The 20,858-nt window shown below is 33.2% G+C and carries 23 protein-coding genes and 1 pseudogene; 23 read left to right on the top strand and 1 reads right to left on the bottom strand.

Going from position 1 to position 20,858, the window contains the following annotated elements; translation table 11 throughout:
* Window positions 1–34 precede the first annotated feature (34 nt).
* The 18 genes and pseudogenes from J2786_RS10765 to J2786_RS10675 all read left to right on the top strand — a co-directional run bounded on the left by J2786_RS10765 (window position 35) and on the right by J2786_RS10675 (window position 15,212).
* Window positions 35–1,246 carry a cation:dicarboxylate symporter family transporter gene (locus J2786_RS10765; protein WP_047435218.1) on the top strand — a complete coding sequence of 404 codons (1,212 nt, stop codon included), beginning with the start codon at window positions 35–37 and terminating at the stop codon, window positions 1,244–1,246.
* Entirely contained in the window at window positions 1,233–2,024 is a 792-nt protein-coding gene (locus J2786_RS10760; RefSeq protein WP_047435221.1) for a MeeY/MeeF family manganese export membrane protein, read from the top strand. The genes J2786_RS10765 and J2786_RS10760 overlap by 14 nt, the downstream gene beginning before the upstream one ends.
* 116 nt (window positions 2,025–2,140) lie before the next feature.
* The gene (locus J2786_RS10755; protein ID WP_034696138.1) at window positions 2,141–2,419 is read left to right on the top strand and encodes a co-chaperone GroES; all 279 of its coding nucleotides are present in this window, start codon (window positions 2,141–2,143) and stop codon (window positions 2,417–2,419) included.
* A gap of 103 nt (window positions 2,420–2,522) precedes the next feature.
* The gene (gene groL, locus J2786_RS10750; RefSeq protein ID WP_047435225.1) at window positions 2,523–4,148 is read left to right on the top strand and encodes a chaperonin GroEL; all 1,626 of its coding nucleotides are present in this window, start codon (window positions 2,523–2,525) and stop codon (window positions 4,146–4,148) included.
* Window positions 4,149–4,252: 104 nt separating this feature from the next.
* Window positions 4,253–5,263 carry a hypothetical protein gene (locus tag J2786_RS10745; protein WP_310025143.1) on the top strand — a complete coding sequence of 337 codons (1,011 nt, stop codon included), beginning with the start codon at window positions 4,253–4,255 and terminating at the stop codon, window positions 5,261–5,263.
* Window positions 5,264–5,277: 14 nt separating this feature from the next.
* On the top strand, window positions 5,278–5,691 hold the full coding sequence (locus J2786_RS10740; protein WP_185097569.1) for a two-component regulator propeller domain-containing protein: 414 nt from the start codon (window positions 5,278–5,280) through the stop codon (window positions 5,689–5,691).
* Window positions 5,692–6,131: 440 nt separating this feature from the next.
* On the top strand, window positions 6,132–8,201 hold the full coding sequence (locus tag J2786_RS10730; protein ID WP_047435234.1) for a YCF48-related protein: 2,070 nt from the start codon (window positions 6,132–6,134) through the stop codon (window positions 8,199–8,201).
* Between the two features lie 42 nt (window positions 8,202–8,243).
* Window positions 8,244–8,468 (top strand): annotated as a pseudogene (locus J2786_RS10725) (hypothetical protein); the annotation flags it as partial.
* Between the two features lie 100 nt (window positions 8,469–8,568).
* Window positions 8,569–9,240 carry a hypothetical protein gene (locus tag J2786_RS10720; protein WP_047435235.1) on the top strand — a complete coding sequence of 224 codons (672 nt, stop codon included), beginning with the start codon at window positions 8,569–8,571 and terminating at the stop codon, window positions 9,238–9,240.
* 35 nt (window positions 9,241–9,275) lie between these two features.
* A complete protein-coding gene (locus J2786_RS10715) occupies window positions 9,276–9,890 on the top strand; it encodes a hypothetical protein (protein WP_047435236.1) in 615 nt (204 codons plus the stop codon).
* A gap of 438 nt (window positions 9,891–10,328) precedes the next feature.
* A complete protein-coding gene (locus J2786_RS10710; protein WP_047435237.1) occupies window positions 10,329–11,006 on the top strand; it encodes a hypothetical protein in 678 nt (225 codons plus the stop codon).
* Between the two features lie 167 nt (window positions 11,007–11,173).
* Entirely contained in the window at window positions 11,174–11,635 is a 462-nt protein-coding gene (locus J2786_RS10705) for a hypothetical protein (RefSeq protein WP_047435241.1), read from the top strand.
* 148 nt (window positions 11,636–11,783) lie between these two features.
* Window positions 11,784–12,236, top strand: a complete 453-nt coding sequence (locus tag J2786_RS10700) for a DUF4760 domain-containing protein (RefSeq protein WP_047435243.1) — start codon at window positions 11,784–11,786, stop codon at window positions 12,234–12,236.
* Window positions 12,236–12,679 (top strand): hypothetical protein, encoded by a 444-nt coding sequence (locus J2786_RS10695; protein WP_047435244.1) that lies wholly within the window; start codon window positions 12,236–12,238, stop codon window positions 12,677–12,679. The genes J2786_RS10700 and J2786_RS10695 overlap by 1 nt, the downstream gene beginning before the upstream one ends.
* Window positions 12,680–12,800: 121 nt before the next feature.
* Entirely contained in the window at window positions 12,801–13,481 is a 681-nt protein-coding gene (locus tag J2786_RS10690) for a hypothetical protein (protein WP_047435247.1), read from the top strand.
* Between the two features lie 183 nt (window positions 13,482–13,664).
* Window positions 13,665–14,072, top strand: a complete 408-nt coding sequence (locus tag J2786_RS10685) for a helix-turn-helix transcriptional regulator (RefSeq protein WP_047435250.1) — start codon at window positions 13,665–13,667, stop codon at window positions 14,070–14,072.
* Between the two features lie 27 nt (window positions 14,073–14,099).
* On the top strand, window positions 14,100–14,549 hold the full coding sequence (locus tag J2786_RS10680; RefSeq protein ID WP_047435253.1) for a hypothetical protein: 450 nt from the start codon (window positions 14,100–14,102) through the stop codon (window positions 14,547–14,549).
* Between the two features lie 90 nt (window positions 14,550–14,639).
* A complete protein-coding gene (locus J2786_RS10675; protein WP_047435256.1) occupies window positions 14,640–15,212 on the top strand; it encodes a hypothetical protein in 573 nt (190 codons plus the stop codon).
* 568 nt (window positions 15,213–15,780) lie between these two features.
* On the opposite strand, the gene J2786_RS10670 is transcribed toward J2786_RS10675, so the two are convergent.
* Window positions 15,781–16,209, bottom strand: a complete 429-nt coding sequence (locus J2786_RS10670; protein ID WP_047435259.1) for a CBS domain-containing protein — start codon at window positions 16,207–16,209, stop codon at window positions 15,781–15,783.
* Window positions 16,210–16,681: 472 nt separating this feature from the next.
* On the opposite strand from J2786_RS10670, the gene J2786_RS10665 reads away from it, so the two are divergent.
* The 5 genes from J2786_RS10665 (at window position 16,682) to J2786_RS10645 (ending at window position 20,768) form a co-directional block, all read left to right on the top strand.
* Window positions 16,682–17,854 carry a Kelch repeat-containing protein gene (locus J2786_RS10665; protein WP_310025134.1) on the top strand — a complete coding sequence of 391 codons (1,173 nt, stop codon included), beginning with the start codon at window positions 16,682–16,684 and terminating at the stop codon, window positions 17,852–17,854.
* Between the two features lie 131 nt (window positions 17,855–17,985).
* On the top strand, window positions 17,986–18,651 hold the full coding sequence (locus tag J2786_RS10660) for a DUF4919 domain-containing protein (protein WP_167497857.1): 666 nt from the start codon (window positions 17,986–17,988) through the stop codon (window positions 18,649–18,651).
* 42 nt (window positions 18,652–18,693) lie between these two features.
* The gene (locus J2786_RS10655; protein WP_047435269.1) at window positions 18,694–19,368 is read left to right on the top strand and encodes a hypothetical protein; all 675 of its coding nucleotides are present in this window, start codon (window positions 18,694–18,696) and stop codon (window positions 19,366–19,368) included.
* 36 nt (window positions 19,369–19,404) lie between these two features.
* Window positions 19,405–20,004, top strand: coding sequence for an SMI1/KNR4 family protein (locus J2786_RS10650; protein ID WP_047435271.1), 600 nt, complete (start codon window positions 19,405–19,407; stop codon window positions 20,002–20,004).
* 104 nt (window positions 20,005–20,108) lie between these two features.
* On the top strand, window positions 20,109–20,768 hold the full coding sequence (locus J2786_RS10645) for a DUF2461 domain-containing protein (RefSeq protein ID WP_310025129.1): 660 nt from the start codon (window positions 20,109–20,111) through the stop codon (window positions 20,766–20,768).
* Window positions 20,769–20,858: the final 90 nt, after the last annotated feature.

The raw sequence follows: 20,858 nt of genomic DNA, 5'->3' as shown, positions 1-20,858 counted from the left end.
TGAATATTGTAATCTTACCATCTATAAAAAGTGAATGATGAAAACTGCCAAGCAAAAAACATTTACCGATTCTTATCTAAGAAACCTTACGCTTTATGTGTTCACAGCGATTATCTGTGGAGCATTAACGGGTTATTATTTTCCGGAAGTCGCTAAACCACTGGAAAAGGTAAGCAGTTACTTTTTTATGCTTCTTGAAGTTTTGATTATTCCTGTTATTTTCATTGCAGTAACCTATGGGGTAAGTTATATTTTCAGTACTAAAAATGCTTTTAAAATTGTAAGCCAGATGGTTCTGTATTTTGTAATCATTACCTCTGTAAGTATTTTATTGGGAATCGGATCTGGTCTTCTTTTAAAACCGGGTGCCAATACAGGAATTATTATTTCTTCTCATAAAGAACTTCCTGAACGATTTTTAACAACAACTACGAATCCATTGCATATCAGCAACTATGTCCTTTTTCTTTTCATATCCATTTCTGCAGGAGTCGTGATCGGTCTTTCAAAGAAGAGAAATAATATCTTTAAAGCTTTAGATGCGGGAAGAAATTTGTTTTTCAGGCTCATCAAATATGTTTATTTATTTCTTCCGATCGTCATTTTCTCTAATATCGCCTACGGAATCTCAGTCTATGGAATTAATACCTTGCTGCCATTAAGTAAAATTGTTGCCACGGTATATCTTACCAGTGTATTCTTCATTTTCGGGATATTAGGTGTTATAACGGCTTACTTTAAAATTAATCTTTGGGATTTTCTGATCAGCATCAAAGAAGAAATCATTCTTGTAGTGGCAACATCTTCTTCAAAAACAGCCTTCCCAATGATCTTTGACAAAATGGAATCCCAGGGCTATGACCGGAAAATTCTTCGACTGATTATTCCTCTCGGATATAATTTTAATCTGGCAGGAGCCTGTATTTATCTTTCCATTTCATGTATTTTCCTCGTTCAGCTTTACAATATTTCCCTTACGCCAATGGATTATTTCTGGCTTTTTATAACAATTTCCATTGCTTCCAAAACCGCTTCAGGAGTTCCCGGATCAGGCTTCCTTGCGCTGATGTTCACCCTAAGCAGGTTTGGAAAAATTCCTACCACAGATCTTGCCCTTTTATACAGCATAGACCGTTTTATGAACGAAGCGAGATCGGTTACCAATTTCATTGGCATTTCAGTTTCTGCTGCCATTATTTCAAAACTTAATCAAAATTCTATTCCCTTAAAAAATGATATTTCCTGATTTTACACACCTTCTCAATGACATCGTAGAAAACCCGGCAAAATCGATCGCTATTATCGGCAATCTTATCCTTATCGAAAGCCTTCTTTCTGTAGATAATGCAGCAGTATTGGCAACCATCGTCATGGATCTGCCCGAAAATCAAAGAAAAAAAGCCTTGAAATACGGAATCCTTGGAGCTTATGTATTTCGTGGTCTCGCTCTTATTTTTGCTTCCGTCCTGATTTCCGTATGGTGGCTGAAACCATTGGGAGGACTGTACCTGCTCTATATTTCTTTTGACTGGTTTATCAAAAAAATAAAAAATACAGATGATGAAGAAAATCAGGAGGAAAACCCTGACAAAGAATCCAGCTGGCTGTACAAAAATTCCATCGGATTGCTGGGACATTTCTGGGCTACGGTTGCCATTGTGGAAGTAATGGATCTTGCTTTTTCTATCGATAATGTCTTTGCAGCCGTAGCGTTTTCAGATAATTTACTTTTGATTACGCTGGGTGTATTTATAGGAATTTTGGCTATGAGATTTATTGCACAGTGGTTTGTCCGCCTGATGCAGGTTTTTCCTTTTCTGGAAACGGCGGCTTTTATTGTGATTGCTATTTTAGGAATTAAACTAAGTTTTTCGTTATATGAACACTTCTACCCTGCTACGGCATTTGCTCAATTCTTAGCCAGCCATACCATGGAAATTCTGGTTTCCGCCATTACTGTTCTTTTGTTTGTAGTCCCGGTAGCGACGAGTTATGCCTTCGGATTCCCGGCCCGCAAAAAATAATTTTTCTGCCAATTTTTCACATTCGGAAATAAAAATCTGCCATTTCATCCATCAGCGTCTCATGGCATACATTTAGAGAATTACAAGACAGAAATAATTAAAAAATTAAATATATTATGTCAGTAAACTTTAAACCATTGGCAGACAGAGTTCTGGTAGAGCCAATCGCAGCAGAAACTAAAACAGCTTCAGGTATTATCATCCCGGATACTGCAAAGGAAAAGCCGCAAGAAGGTACTGTAGTAGCAGTAGGTCCTGGTAAAAAAGATGAGCCTACAACAGTTCAGGTAGGTGACAAAGTTCTTTATGGAAAATATTCAGGAGCTGAATTAAAGCTTGAAGGAAAAGACTATTTAATCGTAAGAGAAGCTGATTTATTAGGAATTATTGGCTAAGATTTAAGATCACAGACATCAGATTTCAGATTAAAAAAATCAAATTAAAAAACTTTTGTTAGCTGTCTAATATCTGACATCTAACATCTAATATCTAATCAAAATGGCAAAAGAAATAAAATTCGATATTGAATCAAGAGACGCTCTAAAGAGAGGGGTAGATGCATTGGCTAATGCAGTAAAAGTAACTTTAGGTCCTAAAGGGAGAAATGTAGTAATCGAAAAATCTTTCGGTGCTCCACACGTAACTAAGGATGGTGTGTCTGTTGCAAAAGAAATTGAACTTGAAGACAGAGTAGAAAATATGGGAGCGCAAATGGTAAAGGAAGTTGCGTCCAAAACTAATGATATCGCAGGAGACGGTACTACTACCGCTACTGTACTGGCACAGGCTATCGTAAGAGAAGGTCTTAAGAACGTAGCTGCAGGTGCTAACCCAATGGATCTTAAAAGAGGAATCGACAAAGCAGTAACTGCTGTTGTTGAAAACCTTAAAGCACAGTCTCAGGCTGTGGGAGATTCTACAGATAAAGTAAAGCAAGTAGCTTCTGTATCTGCTAACAATGACGAAACTATCGGTGCTTTGATCGCTGAGGCTTTCGGAAAAGTTGGAAAAGAAGGGGTAATCACTGTAGAAGAAGCTAAAGGTATCGATACAACGGTAGATGTTGTAGAAGGTATGCAGTTTGACAGAGGTTACCAGTCACCTTACTTCGTGACTAACCCTGAGAAAATGTTAGCTGAACTTGAAAACCCATATATCCTTTTAGTAGAGAAGAAAATCTCTTCAATGAAAGAATTGCTACCGGTTCTTGAGCCAATCGCACAAGGTGGTAAGTCTCTATTAATCATCTCTGAAGAAGTTGAGGGTGAAGCTTTAGCTACTTTGGTAGTAAACAAACTAAGAGGTTCTCTTAAAATTGCTGCTGTAAAAGCTCCAGGATTCGGAGACAGAAGAAAAGCAATGTTAGAAGATATCGCTATCCTTACAGGTGGACAGGTGATCTCTGAAGAGCAAGGTTTCACTATGGAAAACATCTCTTTAGATATGCTTGGAACTGCTGAGAAAGTTACGATCGACAAAGACAACACTACAGTTGTAAACGGTGGTGGTGACGAAGCGAAAATCAAAGGAAGAGTAGCTCAGATCAAAGCTCAGATGGAAACGACAACTTCTGACTACGACAGAGAGAAACTTCAGGAAAGACTAGCTAAGTTAGCTGGTGGTGTTGCTGTACTTTACGTAGGTGCTGCTTCTGAAGTAGAAATGAAAGAGAAAAAAGACAGAGTAGATGATGCACTACACGCTACAAGAGCGGCTGTAGAAGAAGGTATCGTTGCAGGTGGTGGTGTTGCTTTAGTAAGAGCAATCTCTTCATTAAACGAACTTTCTGGTGCTAACGCTGACGAAACTACAGGGATCAAAATCGTGAAAAGAGCGATCGAAGAGCCATTAAGACAAATCGTTGCCAACGCAGGTGGTGAAGGTTCTGTAATTGTTGCGAAAGTAGCAGAAGGATCTGGAGACTTCGGATACAACGCGAAAACTGACGAGTATGTTCACATGCTTGAAGCAGGAATCATTGACCCAACTAAAGTAACAAGAGTTGCCCTTGAAAATGCTGCTTCTGTATCTGGAATGCTTTTAACAACTGAATGTGTAATCACTGAAGTGAAGAGCGCTGAACCAGCTATGCCAATGGGTGGTGGAATGCCAGGAATGATGTAATAGCGAGTCGCTGAGACAAATTTAATATACTAACCGTTCTGCCTTGCAGAACGGTTTTTTATATATTTGACGATTGACTATAACTCATGAAAAAATAACCCAATATGAAAAGAATTATACTTTTATTATTGACCTTCTTTAGTTTAACACTAAGTTATTCCCAGAATCTTTATCCTGAAAAATACAAAGATTGCAGTTTAAGTTCCTTTTGTCTTGATTGTGGAGAAACTATAGCTAAGCCACAAAGCTCAATAATAAATGAATTGTTGGACAAATTTGACAAAAAGAGTTTGAGCCAAACAGCAGGAAAAATTGAAGTACAAATTTTAATTGACGAATACGGAAAACCTTGCCTGCTAAGTTCATTAAATCAAACTAATATCTCTTCAAAAAAACTAGGTTTACAGAATGCAATAAACTCAACATCAAGTTGGGAACCTGCGATTTCAAAAAATAAAAAAACAAATAGTTCTGTTTCGCTAATTTTTGAATTTGAAAACGGTAACTTTTCTGTAAAGCGCAGAATCTTTGATTTTAAAAATCAATCCAATGCAAAATCCGTTGGAACGCCTGATATAAAAGGAACCGATAAAGAAAAACTTTCAAAAGACTGGACTGTATTCACTCAACAAAACTCAGAATTACCCTGGGACATGACAAGAGCTGTTGCAAATGATTTAGACAATAATATCTGGATTGGAACAGATAATGGAATTGTAAAAATAAATAATGGCCAGTGGGAACATTTTAATTCAAAAAACACATTAATATCTTCTCCTCCTTATAATAAAAATGAAACAGTATCAGTACGGGATTTAGAAGTTGACAAAAATAACAATAAATGGTTTATTGCTGCCTGGGATGTTTATAAATATGATAACAAAAACTGGACAAAATACGACTCAATAAATTCTCCTATTAATTGGGCAAGAAAAATATTTGTTGACTACTCAAATAATGTATGGTTTACCTCTTGGAATGGTGTTGCAAAGTTTGACGGAAAGAACTGGTCTGTAATTAACAAACAAAATTCAAATCTACCCACTGACAAAACCATTGGTGTGCATGTAGATAAAAAGCTAGAATCTGGATTGGAACATTGGAAGGAAATGTAATGATTGAAAATGGGGTGACGAAATTATTAAATGATAAAAATTCACCTTTATCAAAAGCGTACATCTCAAAAATCTATGAAGACAAAAAAGGGAATTTCTGGTTTGACTTATACAAGCATAAATCCGATAATGCTGGAATCTATATATTAGATTTACAACAGAAGTGGACAAGAATAAAACATCCAAATCCTAAAATGTTCAGTGAAAATGCAATCAATGATTTTTATTTGGATGAAGAAAGCAATTTGTTATGGATAACGGTAAGTGGAGTTGGCGTTTTAAGTTATGACATACACTCAAAAAAATGGGAAACTTATACCAATGAAAATTCAAATGTTCCAAGTGTTTACTGCGAGAGAATAACGAAAGATAAAGATGGTTCCATATGGATTGCGACTTATGCCGGAGTAATCAAATTTAATAAATAAACCTCTGCTAACAAAGAAATCATTTGATCCTACGAAATTAACAAGAGTTGCCCTTGAAAACGCAGCTTCTGTATCTGGAATGCTTTTAACAACTGAATGTGTAATCACTGAAGTAAAGAGCACTGAACCAGCTATGCCAATGGGTGATGGAATGCCAGGAATGATGTAACAACTTGTCGTTGAGATAAATTAATATGCTAACCGTTCTGCCTTGCAGAACGGTTTTTTATTTGTATTAGTTTTTTAACTATATTTGGTCCTCTAAATAAAACCATGAAAGCATACAATAAAGTTCTTAATTATACAAACTTTAAACTTGAATCAAAGCTCTGAAAAGATTTAGCAATTAACTAAAATTGCATTTACACTATTTTTGCTTATAAATATTATATTTCCATGATCATACTTGATCACAATAAAAACGTTATAAAAAAACATAAATGAAAAAAATACTTTTACTATTTTTAATTACTATTACTTTTAATCAAACATTTTCTCAGACTACTTGGGAGCTTTTAAACCCCAAACCAACAACAAATACAGGAAAGCATATTGAATTCGTTTCTAGCAATAAAGGTTTTATAATTACATCAAATGAACTCCTAGAAACTATAGATTCTGGTACAACTTGGACAAAAAAACAAAATATTACGGGTGGTAATGATATTAGTTTTAAGAATGGGATTGGCTATGTTGCAGGGGATTTCGGTTATATTTTAAAGACCATAGATAATGGTGTAAATTGGCAACAAATATATACTGGTTTTAATGATTCTTTTAATACAGTAAATATTATAGACAATAGCACAATTATTCTATCAAGCTCAAATAAAATCATTAAAACACTTGATGGTGGAGTTACATGGTTAAGTTATACTATTCCAAACGTAACAGTTGTCAAAACTGCCTTTACAAGTTCTTTGGTTGGACATGCTGTTTGTAATAACGGCAAGATACAAAAGACTATAGATGGTGGAAACACTTGGTATAATACTTATAGTACTACGACATTCCCATCTAACTTTTTCACGGTTTATTTCATAAACCAGAATGTCGGTTTTGCATCAAGACAACACGATTACTTATTTAAAACTACAGATGGTGGCGAAACTTGGACAGAAATTACAGGATCATTTGAAGCAATGTATGATTTTTACTTTTTAGATGAAAATAATGGTTTTGCCACAGGAGATTATGGTGCAACTTATAAAACGACTAATGGCGGAATTACATGGAGCCAGATTTTTTTCCAAGACGGATACTTTGACTATACTTCAATGTATGGCATTTTCTTTCAGGACAGTAATAAAGGCTTTGCTACGGGGGCAAGAGGACGAATAATTAAAACCATAGATGGAGGAAACACATGGACACAACATTCGCCCACCTACAATGATTTTAAGCAACTACAAATAGTGAATAATAATGTTGGTTTTGCATTAACTGATAATCAATTTTACAAAACCAATAATTTTGGTGACACGTGGACATTGGTTGGCACGTTAAATCTTGGCACTTCTGTTACTAGTAGCGATTTCACATTTGTTAATGAAAACTTAGGATATGCAACTACTGGAGGAACATATGGAGGACATGTTTATAAAACAACTGATGGAGGATCAACATGGGAAATATTAAATAATGGAAATGATATTATAGATGAAGGGATAAGTTCAATTTGTTTTTTGGATGGTAATATTGGTTTTATTTCTGGTGGTTTTAACCAAAAAAAAGTCATGAAAACAACAAATGGAGGAAGCAGTTGGACACAGGTATCAAACCAAGCCTTTGGAAATATTCAGTTTGTAAACTCGCTTGTGGGTTATGCTAATAGAATCGGGAATTATTATGGAGCAATGTATAAAACTATAGATGGAGGTAACACCTGGAATCAACTCATTGAAGTAGCAGGAGGTGGAATCAAATCTTTTCATTTTGTTGATGAAAATAATGGTTACTTTGTGGGAGATAATTCTCTATTTTACAAAACAACTAATGGTGGTACAAGTTGGACACAAATATCAGTTCCTTACGGCTACTATACGTTAACAAAATTTTACACCCCTAATATAGGATATATTGTAAATGAAAATGGTGAAATATACAAAACCATAAATGGCGGAATAAATTGGTCATCAGTAACAACTCAGTATAGAATAAACTCTCTTGAATTAGTTAATAATTATATTTTCACAGCAGGAACAAATGGAAAAATATACAGAAGCTTTACCGGGAATACAGTTTTAGGGACATTAGAAAAAGAAACTGAAAAACAATTTGTTGTATATCCCAATCCTACTTCCGATTATATCAATATAAGTTTAAATGGTAAAGCTGAAAAAGTAGAATTATATAGTGCTGATGGAAGGTTTCTAACTCCTAAATTCATTACAAATACAAAAGATTTCATTAAATTAGATATGAATGATTTTTCTTCTGGAATATATTACCTAAAATTAACTTTCAAAAACAATAAATCTGTGACAAAACAAGTTATTGTAAAAAAATAAAATACAATTACTATTGGCACAAATCCTTGCAAAACAATATATTTTGGACACAACGCAAAAATCGACGAATAGTTCAATATACTTGAAGCAAGAATCCTCGACCCAACTAAAGTAACAAGAGTTGCCCTTGAAAACGCTGCTTCTGTATCTGGAATGCTTCTTACAACAGAATGTATTATCACTGAATTGAAGAGCGCTGAACCAGCTATGTTAATGGGTTGTGGAATACCAGGAATGATGCAACAGCGTGTCGCTGAGACAATTTAATATATTAACCGTTCTACTTTTGTGGAGCGGTCTTTTTTATTATTAAGCCGTTTTGTATATTTGATTGTCAAACTTTAATGATAGACACAAAAATCCAACCATGAAAAAAATACTATCTTACTTATTAATCTTTTTCATATTTACCCTAATTTTAAACTGTAAGGCAAATGAATCATTTGGATTAAAAAAAATGAGCAAAAGTGAACGCAATACATTTATTTCTTCAAATTTAAAAACTCAAAGGGGAGTTAATCTGGGTAATTTTATTTTTCATCTACAGGAATCTAAAGTAGACTTAACACCCTTTAACCAAATTTTAATTGATGAATTAAAAACATCTCAGTATCCGTATGACATTAATATATTAACGAACGTATTAGTTAATAACAAAGAAAACAAATCTGAAATTGAATATATACTCAACTCAAAAATTAAAATTTGGGATACAGAAAATTGGTCTGAAAAATTCTGGACATTAATCCAAGAGTATAATTTAAATATTAAAAAACCTAGCTACTACTCTATAGAAAATAATTCATCAAAAAAATATGATGTCTCAATATTTCTAAAAACAAAAATCGAAACTGATGAACTAGGAAAAGAACCTATGTTAATGATCAATTGGAATATTACAAGCTACGAAGAAGGAAAACTTATTGAAACATTAGATAAGTTAGATATTAAACAAATAGATTATACTTCCAAAAATCAGGCAGTAAGTCTATATGGGAAAAGTGGAATTGATGGATTATTAAAAGTTATAACTTACTAAAAGTTTTACTGTACAAATATCTCAACTTTAATTGAATGACAAAAAAAATAACAGTTTCGGTAATAATCTGGCTAGTTTATGTTTTTGCAGACTACTTTTATCTTCCCTATTTTATCCAACCCTTTTCTTGGCTTTTAGTGTGTATAATCTTGCTAATTTTAACAGTAAGACAAGTAATAAAATTAATCAAAGAAAAGAAAAATATAAAGGTAAACAGAATAATAAATCTTTCAGTAACATTAATTTTATTTGTTCTAACGTTTTACAATTTCAACAAAATCCCCAACTTTATTATTGAAAAAATTGACTGGAGTATTTCTTATAATAAGCGAAATCAAATAGTAAAAGATGTTTTGACAGAAAAATTGAAACCCGATACAACAGTGAATAATGGTATTTGTAAACTTTCATTTGACTTCCCAATTATTTCAAATAGTGGAAATGACATCTGGATTTGTCAAAATAAAACAGAAGGTACAAAAACTATCAAATTTTGGATTTCTCGGGGCTTTTTCGAATCACCACAAACTTATTTTATATTCACAAATGATAATGAGACACAAAAACAATACGAAGAACTAATAAAAGTAAAACCTGTATCTAATTGGAAATTAGAAAAAGATTGGTACCGGATAATGGAACGAGATTAAAATTTCTTTTATCAAAATTTTCTGCATTAAAGCAACAAGAATTATCCTTGAAAATGCAGCTTCTGTATCTGAAATGCTTCTAACAACTAAATGTGTAATCACTGAAGTAAAGAGCGCTGAACCAGCTATTCCAATGGGTGGTGAAATGCCAGGAATGATGTAACAGCGTGTTGCTGAGACAAATTTAATATATAAACCGTTCTGCTTTTGTAGGGCGGTTTTTTTATGGAGTCAACTTTTTGAGCAAAAATGTTTTTTTAATTTAATATTTCACAAATCGTAGAAATACGCAAGCTCATTTTGGGTAATAAATACGGTATTTTCAACGCTTGTATTCTTTTAATTTTACAGAAATAAAAGTTCCCAAACAAACATTCTTTTCTTAAACAGGTATACCGAAAACTGTATAGAGTAGGTACAATATAAAACACAATTATTATGGCTGGAGATAATGACAGAGTACACGGCTACAATCCTATTTATCGTGTACAAAATCCCGTTAATTTTCACTCTTTTGAGCTTGACAGTAAAAACAAACCCACAAACTTCATCTATCAAAAAGTAACCATTGATGGACCTGGTGTGGCAGTTGATGATCATCAGGGGCATATTGTTCCCCAAAATACCCTGAATATCATCTTAAATCCTCTGATGGATAGTATGGCAAAAAACTGTAAAAATTTACCCGATGTTGAAAGTTTTATTAAAAATACATGGATGCAGCTTGTCTATGACTATGGAAAAAAGATAAATGTTCCCATGTTTGATTTTGAGGACAGCGATCCGGAGACCAAAGTAGGTGGGTTTTTCTCCATTGTAACCTGGAACCCGGTGAATATCTGCCGGGCTCCGGAGGATAAAAAAAGAAATGGTGTCCCCGGTAATACGATTGATACTCAGGTTGAGCAATATCTTGCGGCTCATAAGGATCAACAAGGGGTTAATGCAGCATGGCTATCAAGTTTGCAAACGTTGATGAAAGATGACAAAAATCCCGATAAAATAACAGATTATATCACAAAATGCTCTGATACGCTATCAGGACAGCTAACAAAAGGGATTGGCTATTATGCATTTCCCTGGAAATACACCAATAACATTTTAAATCCCGTATAGATCAATGCCAGGAATGATGTAACGGCCTGCGACCGTGGCAGATTATATATTAACCGTTCTACTTTGTGGGGCGGTTTTTTGTGAAATATGGTTTCCCGTAAGGAAATATTAACAAGACATTTTAAATTAGTCAGAACAAAAACTAATTAACACGAGTAGTATAAATTATGAAATCAATTCTAATTATTGGAGCTAGTAACGCAGGGAAGTCAACAACTGCACAAGAAGTTTGCAGACAACTTAAGCCAAACAAAGTATTCCGATTGGATATCTCAAAAGAAGAATTAAATGATGCTGAAATAGAAAACATTTTCAACAATACATTTATTATTGAAGTAAATGGTAAACTTATTCTAATTGTTGCAGGAGCGACCACTGAACAGGGTGTCAAAATTACAGCTATAATTGATGTTTGTATAAAGTTAAAGCTTGATATTTCTTTCGCTCTTGTATCAATGAGAAGCTTTGAAAGAACAGAAGGGTTTGACACAAAAAATCAATTATCTTCAATTTCAGAAATATTGCTTGAAGAAAGAATATATAAAATTAATGAAGCAGATTTTAGAAACTCAAAAGAGTGGAAAAGTAGAATTGAAAAGATAGTTCGCTTAATTAAAGCAAACATTTAAAATAAAGACTACTATTGCACGATGATATCGTTTGGTAGCTGATCTGTTGCTAAGACAAATTAATATACTAACCGTTCTACTTTTGTCATATGTTTTATTTTCAAAACTAAAACTATAAAATAAATGAAAACAATAAAAAAACTGAATTATGAAAATTGAATTTATTTACCAATTGGTAAATGGAATTTTCATTTTGTATTTCGTAATTATTTTTCTTTTCTATTATCGAAAAATAAATCAAAAAAGACAAATTGATAATTTAAAGACTTATACGTTTGATTTTTGTACTAAGGACGATACCAATTATGAAAAATTTATGATTAATTATTTTGATCATAAGGGGTGGAAAACAACAGATGACGCCACATTTATGATTTTAGCTAATTTTGATAAAATTTCAATAGCACTTAAACATCGGGTATTCCATGAAGAAATTATATATGATTATTATGCCAAGTATTTTATACAATTTTATAGTGAATTTCAATTTTTTATAATCCAAAGAAGGGAAATGACAGCTAATCCAGATCTTTTTATTGAGTATGAAAAATTGGTAAGACGTTGGAAAAATAATTTCAAAAATTTCAAAATTGATTTATAATGGAACATGAAATTTTTGAAACAATAGCTAATTTTTGTAATGCAAAAAATTATCCGCTAATTTACAATAGAATTCTCTTGCATAAATTTTATGAAGATTATAAAAAAGTAATTAACGATCATACTATAAAAGAAGGATCAGATCCAACAAATGATACCTTGAAAGGATTTAAAAGTACACTATTAAATGATATGACCTTAACATCAAACATCAAATTAGCTGAAGATGAATTAAAAAATTATTCAAAAGAAGAAATAACTAAATTTGAAAGGAAACAATCTACAAGAGCATTTTGGATAAGTGTTCTATCAGGAGTAATCGCATCTATAATTTATACTTTATTATTAATAATCTTTTTTTATCTAGGTAAAAATCAGATAAGCTCATGGTTAAATGATTTAAATTCAACTGCTTCTCAAGAAACAAAGAAAATGGAACAGTAAATAAATTACCAATGGTTTATGGAATGCCACGAATGATGCAATAGCAGGTCAAAGACAATTTAGTATATAATTCATTCTGCTTTTTATAACGGTTTTATTAAAATTGAGCTCTATAAATTATATGAATTACAAAATTATTTGGGTTATAGTCGGTGTTGTATCAATACTTTTACTAACTATACTTGGTTTGTACATTGGAAATTTTTACAACAGAAATTTATCTGATAACCCTGAAGAGTGGGGACAATTTGGAGATTATATAGGAGGCACAATTAATACTACAATTTCAATCTTGAATTTATTTCTCTTAACTTATCTAACAATAAAAATTGCAAAACTAGAAGAGGGCAGAATAAACAATACATCAAAAAATTCTGTAAAACCTTTAGGACTTTTTTCTTTTGATGTATCAAATGAGTTTTTTAAAATTGAATTACATAATGTGGGTTTAGGTCCGTTAATACTAAAAGAGTTTAAGATTTATGATCAAGATAAAGAATATGAAGATTTTAAAGAATTACTTGATAATATACCTTTACAATATTATAGACCAAAATATTCTATAACTAAAAGCACAAGCAATGGGACTATTGTACGAAAGGACGATTTTTTAAACATTATTGATATGCAAATAGATAAAGATACTCCAGGTGCAGAATATTCAAAAAAAATTGATAGTTTAAAAATAGTAAAAACCAAACTTGCTTCATGTGAAATAAAAATAACTTATGCAGATTTATTTGGAAATATCATAAGTGAGGAGATTGAGAAACTAGAGCCTGTTAACGTAGAGTGTAATTAATATTTTATTATCTAATAAATTTTACACCCTGCTCTACAAAGTCTCCCAACTTTTCGCCTTTCAAAAAACAAAATCCGAAGTCTCCCACTTCGGATTCTTATATCCCACCATCTAAAATACCCCACTCTCCCATTTCCTATCCCCCAACTTTTACTTATATTTGTTTCTATAACGTACACAAATATGCAAAACAAAAAAATACATCAGGGGAGAAATATCAAGCGTTTTCGGGAGATGTTGGGCATCAAGCAGGAGGCTTTGGCTTTTGATCTTGGAGAAGACTGGAACCAGAAGAAGATTTCGCTTTTGGAGCAGAAGGAAACTATTGAAGATCCTTTGTTGAAAAAAATTTCTGAGGTATTGAAAATTCCTGTGGAAGCTTTCCAGAATTTTGATGAGGAAGAAGCTGTAAATGTAATTGCCAATACTTTTGGCGACCACAGTATTGGATATCAGAAAAATGATAATCCTATTTTCAATCCTATTGAGCAGGTACTAAGATTACACGAAGAAAAAATTACGCTGTACGAAAGAATGCTGAAAGAAAAAGATGAGATGATGGCCAGACTGGAGCAGCTGATTCAAAAATAAAAAAATAAAACTAATAACCAACCCTTCATGAAACTCTATACTTTCATAGCAGTACTCCTTTTGCTATCCTTCAGTTGTGCAAAAGAAGACAAATACCGTGTCGGCCAGGAATGGAACTACAAAACCCGTCCTACGGAAAAAAGCTCTACCCTTACCATATTAAAGATTGAAGACTACCCTGAAACCGGAAAAGTGATTCATATTTCTGTCAGCGGTTTGAAAATGAAAAACCCTGCCAGCCCTACTGGGTATGCAGAAAACCTCAGCCATCTTCCCATATCAGAAGAAGCTTTGAACAAAAGTGTCACCACCCTGAAAAACGAAACCGGTAAAAAGCCAGATTCTCTTGAACTCGATGGATATTCTTACTGGAAAAAAGAGTTTGATAAAGGAAATGCCGGGATATTTACGATTCCTGTTTCTGAGATTGTAAGTACAATGGAAAAATCCATTGTTGCAGGGGATTATACCAAATAATAAAACAGACTTAGAAAATAATAAATCCGAAATTTCACGTCTGAAGTTCATTACAAATCCAATCATAAAAAACTTACTCCATAGCACCCAATGAAAAATAGCATCTATATTAAAAATATAATCATCTTTTCCATCATTTTATTTTTTGCCTATCAATCCCTTGGTTTTTATTTCAGCTATTTCAATTTAGGAAGCTTCTCAACAGGGGATACTTTGTTATTTTCTATTTATTGGTATGCATTAATGTTCTCCAATATTTTAGTAATATACTTTGCATTAAAAAGAATAATTTTAAAAAGTAAGGAGTTGAATCTTGCCAAAATGATCTTAGCATCCTTAGCTATCTTCTTTATTGCTTATAACCTGAGTTTCTTTACGGGATACATTGAATATTATTACATTGACGAAAAAGATAAAATTGTCACTCTTAATAGCGTAGACCGATTAAAAAACCTCCTTGATGGCATAGATCACTCTGCTCCAAGCTACGAGCCGTTTAATACTTTTATTAAATACCCATATTTAGTATTAGTAGATATACTTTCGACATTCAACATCATTAGATTATTTTTTTTCCTGATAACGGATAGAATCATTATGCCCATATTATTAAGCTTAGCTTTATACAAATGGTATAAAAAACATCCTGAAAAAATAAAATAAAGTATAATTCTGATCTATAAAGTTTGCAGACTTGGTTAAAGAGTAGCCGTACCTGATGATGAACTGCAGGAAATGAGTAACTAAGGTTTTAACAAAATATTTATATCACCAAAAGCAACTTTAGAAAATCCTCTTCAACTTTTTCCTATCTTTAAATCACGATTAATCTATTAAAGACTGATCCAGAAAATAAACCTGAATCACTGAAAAATAAAACAGAACCAAACACTAAACTCCATACCTCCCGCTCCGCAAAATCTCCCGACTTCGCGCAAAAAAATAAATAATCCAAAGTCAGGAAACCTCGGTTAGCAAATGCCAGCCCTCTCACTATCGAACGAATCCTCGTGTGACTTTGATTTTATACTACTAGAATCTTTAATTGATAATATTATAAGCACAGAAGGATTCTTACAGCAACGGGGACATTCAACAGCCTCTAAAAAAATAAAGAAACCCGAAGTCTGTACTTCGGGTTTCTTATAACGTATATAATCTCTAATTACTCTGAATTTGAAAATGTAAGGAACTCAGTGTAAATGGGCATTTAAAGTGAATACTGGTCCATTTAATACTGCTGCAATAAATACTTTAAAATATCTGTAGTAGTCACAATACCTTTTAGGTCACCATTTTCTACCACTGGAACAGAATGAAAACTATGTTCGGATAAAATCTCTGCCACTTCTTTTATGGTGGTCTCAGGATTTACAGTGAGAGGAGCTTTTGTCATCACCTGCGAAATAGTAAATACATCATATACCACAGCTGATACAGGAACATCTTCAGCGTCATCCGATTGTTCTACATCTGCATAGCTGATTTTTAATAAATCACTATAACTTAATACACCTAATAACTTTTGATTTTCCACAACCGGAATATGCCTGATTTTATTTTTTTTAAATAAATTTTCAGCCTCATACAATGATTGTGTAAGATTGAGTGTAATCAGATTTTTTGTCATAATTTGGGAAATTGGAACTCTTTGTTTCATAGCATTTTTGTTTAGATTATTGTGAAAATTAACAATGAAAAACGAACCTTAAATCCCTTTTTCATACTCAAAGTTAGCGAAGAAACACCTGCCTCATTATACAATGACAGCTGATATTTATCAATTTTCCCCGTAGTATGATATGTTAAATATCATAGTTTTATTTTTGTGATTTTTCAAAGAACTTTCTAAATTTAACATATCATTTTCAACAACTTACAAAAAACCAACTGTCTTTTGCACGCAGACAAGCAGAGAATAATTTTGTAGAAAAATATCTTTGCTCAACCAAAAGCATTTAGAAATTCTCCCACTGGCAAAGTCTACCGATTTTAAAGCAATTTTAGAAAATTCTCTTCAACTTTTTCCTATCTTTAAACCATGATTATTCTATTAAAGTCCAGTACTCAAAATAAATCCGGACCTCTTTACAGAAAATCAAATAAAAACAAACACACTAAACCTCATACCATTGAAAACAAAATTATTATTCCTTTCATTTCTGGGCTCACTGCTCACCTATGCACAAACACTTCAATTTAAAACACTCGCCAATATGTCTGCAGGCAGAGGAGCCATATCCAGTGTCATTGTAGATGATAATATCTATGTGAGCAACGGGTATATGGAAAGCGGAGGTATGGCCAATTATATTGAAAAATACAATATTACAGACAACAAATGGAGTGTTCTCAATGCTACTATTAGTCCCAAAAAGTTTGCTAATGCGGAGACGTACAATAATAAAATGTATATTTTTAACGGTTGGGGAAACAGTCATCTTGAAATTGTAGACCTTGAAACCCTTAAAGTAACGAAGGGAGCTGTGAACCGTTCGTATACAGGAAATGCAGGTTCTGCCATCCATAACGGAAAAATATATGTGTTCGGCGGCAGCGGACTCAACGGCGCTGCAACCACTGCATTTTCCAACAGATTCCAATATTATGATATTGCTTCCGATACATGGCATCCATTACCGGATATGCCCACCGCCAGAGAAACAAAAGGCAAAATTGTGAATGACAAATTGTATGTCATTGGCGGTTTTAACGGTACTTCATCCCGACTGATCAATATCTACGACATCAACACCAATCACTGGACCGATCAGATTACGATGCCAGCCGGGATCTCAGGACATTCATTAGCGGTATCCGGCGATAAGATTTTTATTGCGGGGGGCTATAACAATCAGACTTTTCTGGCCTATTTTGATACAACAACCCATAAATTCCATCAGCTATCATCCAATATGATTCCCAGAAGACATGCTGCAGCGGAAGTTTATAATAATAAATTATACATCATCGGTGGGAGCACAACGTCTGTAACCAAATCAGCGATTAAAAGTACACAGGCAGCGGATATCAGCGATAATGCACTCGCCGATACAACCACTGAAAACCATATATTGGCAACAAAAGTCTATACCAACGCGGCTAAAGATGGTTTTATCATCAGTAATAAAAATAACAGCAATCAATTTGAATTTACTGTGTATTCCTTAGAGGGAAATGTGGTAAGCAGGGGCTTTGCCTATTATAACAAAAATATAGATTTATCTAAAGTACAAAGAGGAACTTATATTTTCAGTTTTAAAGATGAGAAAGGGGTTTTGCAGAAGATTAAAATTGTAAGATGATAGTAAACCTAAAACATATTTTCAATTCTATCATTCGCTTCAAAAATAATCCTGAAAACGAATTAATATTATACATGTCAGGAATGCAGAATATACTCTGCAAAAGGTATAATTCAATAATAAACATCAACATGAGAATTCTCCTCCTATTTCTTTTTTTTCCGTTTCTAAGCTTTGCTCAAGATAAATTTGAGTATAAAAAAGATTTTGAGAAAATACTTAAAGAAACAAAAAATATAAAATCAGAGCTTTATTATGATAATTTATTAGACAGATATAATAAAATAGACACAACACTCACAGATAAGCAGGTACTGGCTTTACTAATCGGTTTTACAGATAATAAATTTTATAAGCCCTATAAAGATCTTGAATTTGGTAAAATATTATATCAATTGAATACAGAAAAGGAATATGAGAAAGTAATTCAGCTGGGTGATGAATTTTTGAAAACCCACCCTTTCGACCTGAAAACACTTTTCGAAACATCCTATGCCTATTTTAAAACTGATCATAAAGAAACAGCGGATCAATATCTCTTGAAAACTAGAATAATATTTCATGCGATGGCCTACAGCGGGCAGGGATTTAGTCCTGATGAACCAACATTTGCATTAAATCCTAGTGATGGGCAGGATTATTTAAGAAAAGGATTTAATATGAAGATTGGAAAAATGGGATCTGGAAAGGATAAAAATGGTTATTTTCTGGATATTCTTGATATTAATTTCGACAATGGAAATACAACAAGTATGTACTTCATCATACCTCATGCAACAAAAAAAATGTTTGAATAGATTCTCTTGTTATTCGTAGATTTGACGACTAATAATCATGATATGAACGCTCAGGAACTTCAAACATTACTCACTGAAAGAGCTGAAAAATTTCATCTCAAAAATGAAGCATTTCACACGCTCCACAAAATACTCTCAGAAAATCCTGAAGAATTGATAGGAGGCTTTGCCCGCCACGAAATTACTTTTGTATTTGAGGGATACCAATATCTGATTGAACAGCGATACCGGGAACCTATTATCCGGGCAAGAATAAGTCTTTGTGTGGAAAAGGAAACGTATGTTGAAAGTTTAGAACCCATCGGATATTATGATCTTGAAATGGATTTTGATGGCGAAATAGTGGACGACTGGTTTGTCATTGAGAAGGAAAAATACCTGAAAGATATTGGAATCATATCCTATTTTCAGGAGATGAATAAAAAAATGCCTCCTCAATATTTACGTAGAAACCACAGTGAATATAAATTTGTTTCTTACATCTCTCTAATTGGAACACTCTTCATCAGCAAAGATTTTGAAGGGGCCGGAGTATTTATCAACAGAGCAAACACTTATTTAAATGACACCGATAATGTTTTACCTGATAAAGATTATTTAAAGAAATGCCGATATTTCCTGAAAATAATGACCAGATATTTACTGGAAAACAATTTGTTATCTGAAAGCTTGAGGCAAAGATTAACAGAGAATAAGAATAATAACCCACGGCTCTAACCCCCGGGATCTTGTATCAATATCAGAAAAAATGTTATGAAAAAAAGACAATTTAAAAAACTGGACAATTCAATCTCAAGCTTTCAATGGATAAAAAAGAAAAGTGAAAGATATTGGCAGAAAGTGGATCTGATGGAATGCTCGGGATGCCAGATTCAGGAAGGAAGCCAATGGAAAAAAGGATTGTCAGAGTCTGAATTAGAAGATTTCCAGAACCAACTGAGCATCACCTTTCCAGAGTCATTAAAAAACTATTACAGAACGATGAATGGTCTTGACAAACCGGGAATTGACAATAATGGTGGTGAAGGAGAAATTGATCTTGGTCCTACATTTTATTCATACCCGGATGACATTCCTATCATAAAAGCAAGAATTAAACTGACCATGGAAGCCAACCGCGTGACGGAAGATACTATGAAGAACCAAAATGTGCCTCCTACTTTCCCCTATTTGGGACATCGGTTTTTAGTACTGGATCATGAAGAAAATGTTCTTTCAATGTTTGGCAGTGACATTATATTCTGGGGTGGCAATTTATCAAAAGGAATTGCAAAAGATATTTTTCCAATTCGTCATGCTGAAAAAAAGAAAATTGATACAAGCTCATTCTGGAACAAAAAAATAGGTCGCTAAAGCGTTCTACTCAGTCACTCCAATCGTTGAGCCTATAAATAAAATTACAAGAATACAAAAGACTTTTCGTAAATATTCAAAAGTAAAAACATCCATACAGCAACATGAAAAAAGCATTTGAATTTCTCAATCATTTAAAAGAAAATAACAACCGGGAATGGTTTGCTCAGCATAAATCTGAATACGATGTCATTGTAAAAGAAAACAAAGTTTTTTTTAATCAGATCTATGAGAAACTTCAGGAACATGATCAGCTCAAAGGAATCCACATTTTTAGAATTTACAATGACGTGCGTTTTTCCAAAAACAAAACACCTTATAAAACCAATTTTGGAGTGGGATATTCACGGGCAAAACCCATGTTGAGAGGTGGCTATTATATTCAACTGGAACCGGGCAACAGTTTTGTTGGTGGTGGATTCTGGGGCCCTGAAGCTAAAGATTTGCTTCGCATCCGTAAAGAATTTGAAATCAGCAGTACGGAAATTGAAAGAATTATTGCAGATAAAACTTTTATACAATATTTTGGAGAACTTAAAGGTGATGCTGTAAAAACAGCGCCGCGGGGCTTTGATAAAAATCATCCGGCTATTGATCTGATCAGGAAAAAACAATTCCTTGTAATGCGTACATTTACAGATAAGGAGGTTTTATCAGACAACTTTCAAAAAGAAGCGCTCCTGACTTTACTTGCCATGAGACCTTTTTTTGATTATATGAGTGAAATTCTGACCACAGATATGAACGGGGAACCTTTATTTTAAAACCGGAAGTTTCTTATGTACTCTTTATAAGAACAGGAAAGTTCTGTATGTCATTCTGAATCTGACCATCCAATAAAAAGTAATATTCTC

Origin of the sequence: Chryseobacterium vietnamense (assembly GCF_031454475.1) — a bacterium.
In the GTDB taxonomy this organism is placed as follows: domain Bacteria; phylum Bacteroidota; class Bacteroidia; order Flavobacteriales; family Weeksellaceae; genus Chryseobacterium; species Chryseobacterium vietnamense.
The sequence above is the reverse complement of the archived record's forward strand: the minus strand, read 5'-3'. Positions and strand labels throughout refer to the sequence as shown.

Excerpts from the sequence above, each read along its gene's own strand:
- J2786_RS10700 (WP_047435243.1), top strand. The coding sequence starts at position 11,784 with ATGAAAATTGAATTTATTTACCAATTGGTAAATGGAATTTTCATTTTG.
- J2786_RS10685 (WP_047435250.1), top strand. The coding sequence starts at position 13,665 with ATGCAAAACAAAAAAATACATCAGGGGAGAAATATCAAGCGTTTTCGG.
- J2786_RS10755 (WP_034696138.1), top strand. The coding sequence starts at position 2,141 with ATGTCAGTAAACTTTAAACCATTGGCAGACAGAGTTCTGGTAGAGCCA.
- J2786_RS10670 (WP_047435259.1), bottom strand. The coding sequence starts at position 16,209 with ATGAAACAAAGAGTTCCAATTTCCCAAATTATGACAAAAAATCTGATT.
- J2786_RS10650 (WP_047435271.1), top strand. The coding sequence starts at position 19,405 with ATGAAAAAAAGACAATTTAAAAAACTGGACAATTCAATCTCAAGCTTT.
- J2786_RS10720 (WP_047435235.1), top strand. The coding sequence starts at position 8,569 with ATGAAAAAAATACTATCTTACTTATTAATCTTTTTCATATTTACCCTA.
- J2786_RS10715 (WP_047435236.1), top strand. The coding sequence starts at position 9,276 with ATGACAAAAAAAATAACAGTTTCGGTAATAATCTGGCTAGTTTATGTT.
- J2786_RS10765 (WP_047435218.1), top strand. The coding sequence starts at position 35 with ATGATGAAAACTGCCAAGCAAAAAACATTTACCGATTCTTATCTAAGA.
- J2786_RS10705 (WP_047435241.1), top strand. The coding sequence starts at position 11,174 with ATGAAATCAATTCTAATTATTGGAGCTAGTAACGCAGGGAAGTCAACA.
- J2786_RS10675 (WP_047435256.1), top strand. The coding sequence starts at position 14,640 with ATGAAAAATAGCATCTATATTAAAAATATAATCATCTTTTCCATCATT.
- J2786_RS10690 (WP_047435247.1), top strand. The coding sequence starts at position 12,801 with ATGAATTACAAAATTATTTGGGTTATAGTCGGTGTTGTATCAATACTT.
- J2786_RS10655 (WP_047435269.1), top strand. The coding sequence starts at position 18,694 with ATGAACGCTCAGGAACTTCAAACATTACTCACTGAAAGAGCTGAAAAA.
- groL (WP_047435225.1), top strand. The coding sequence starts at position 2,523 with ATGGCAAAAGAAATAAAATTCGATATTGAATCAAGAGACGCTCTAAAG.
- J2786_RS10695 (WP_047435244.1), top strand. The coding sequence starts at position 12,236 with ATGGAACATGAAATTTTTGAAACAATAGCTAATTTTTGTAATGCAAAA.
- J2786_RS10660 (WP_167497857.1), top strand. The coding sequence starts at position 17,986 with ATGAGAATTCTCCTCCTATTTCTTTTTTTTCCGTTTCTAAGCTTTGCT.
- J2786_RS10645 (WP_310025129.1), top strand. The coding sequence starts at position 20,109 with ATGAAAAAAGCATTTGAATTTCTCAATCATTTAAAAGAAAATAACAAC.
- J2786_RS10710 (WP_047435237.1), top strand. The coding sequence starts at position 10,329 with ATGGCTGGAGATAATGACAGAGTACACGGCTACAATCCTATTTATCGT.
- J2786_RS10730 (WP_047435234.1), top strand. The coding sequence starts at position 6,132 with ATGAAAAAAATACTTTTACTATTTTTAATTACTATTACTTTTAATCAA.
- J2786_RS10760 (WP_047435221.1), top strand. The coding sequence starts at position 1,233 with ATGATATTTCCTGATTTTACACACCTTCTCAATGACATCGTAGAAAAC.
- J2786_RS10680 (WP_047435253.1), top strand. The coding sequence starts at position 14,100 with ATGAAACTCTATACTTTCATAGCAGTACTCCTTTTGCTATCCTTCAGT.
- J2786_RS10745 (WP_310025143.1), top strand. The coding sequence starts at position 4,253 with ATGAAAAGAATTATACTTTTATTATTGACCTTCTTTAGTTTAACACTA.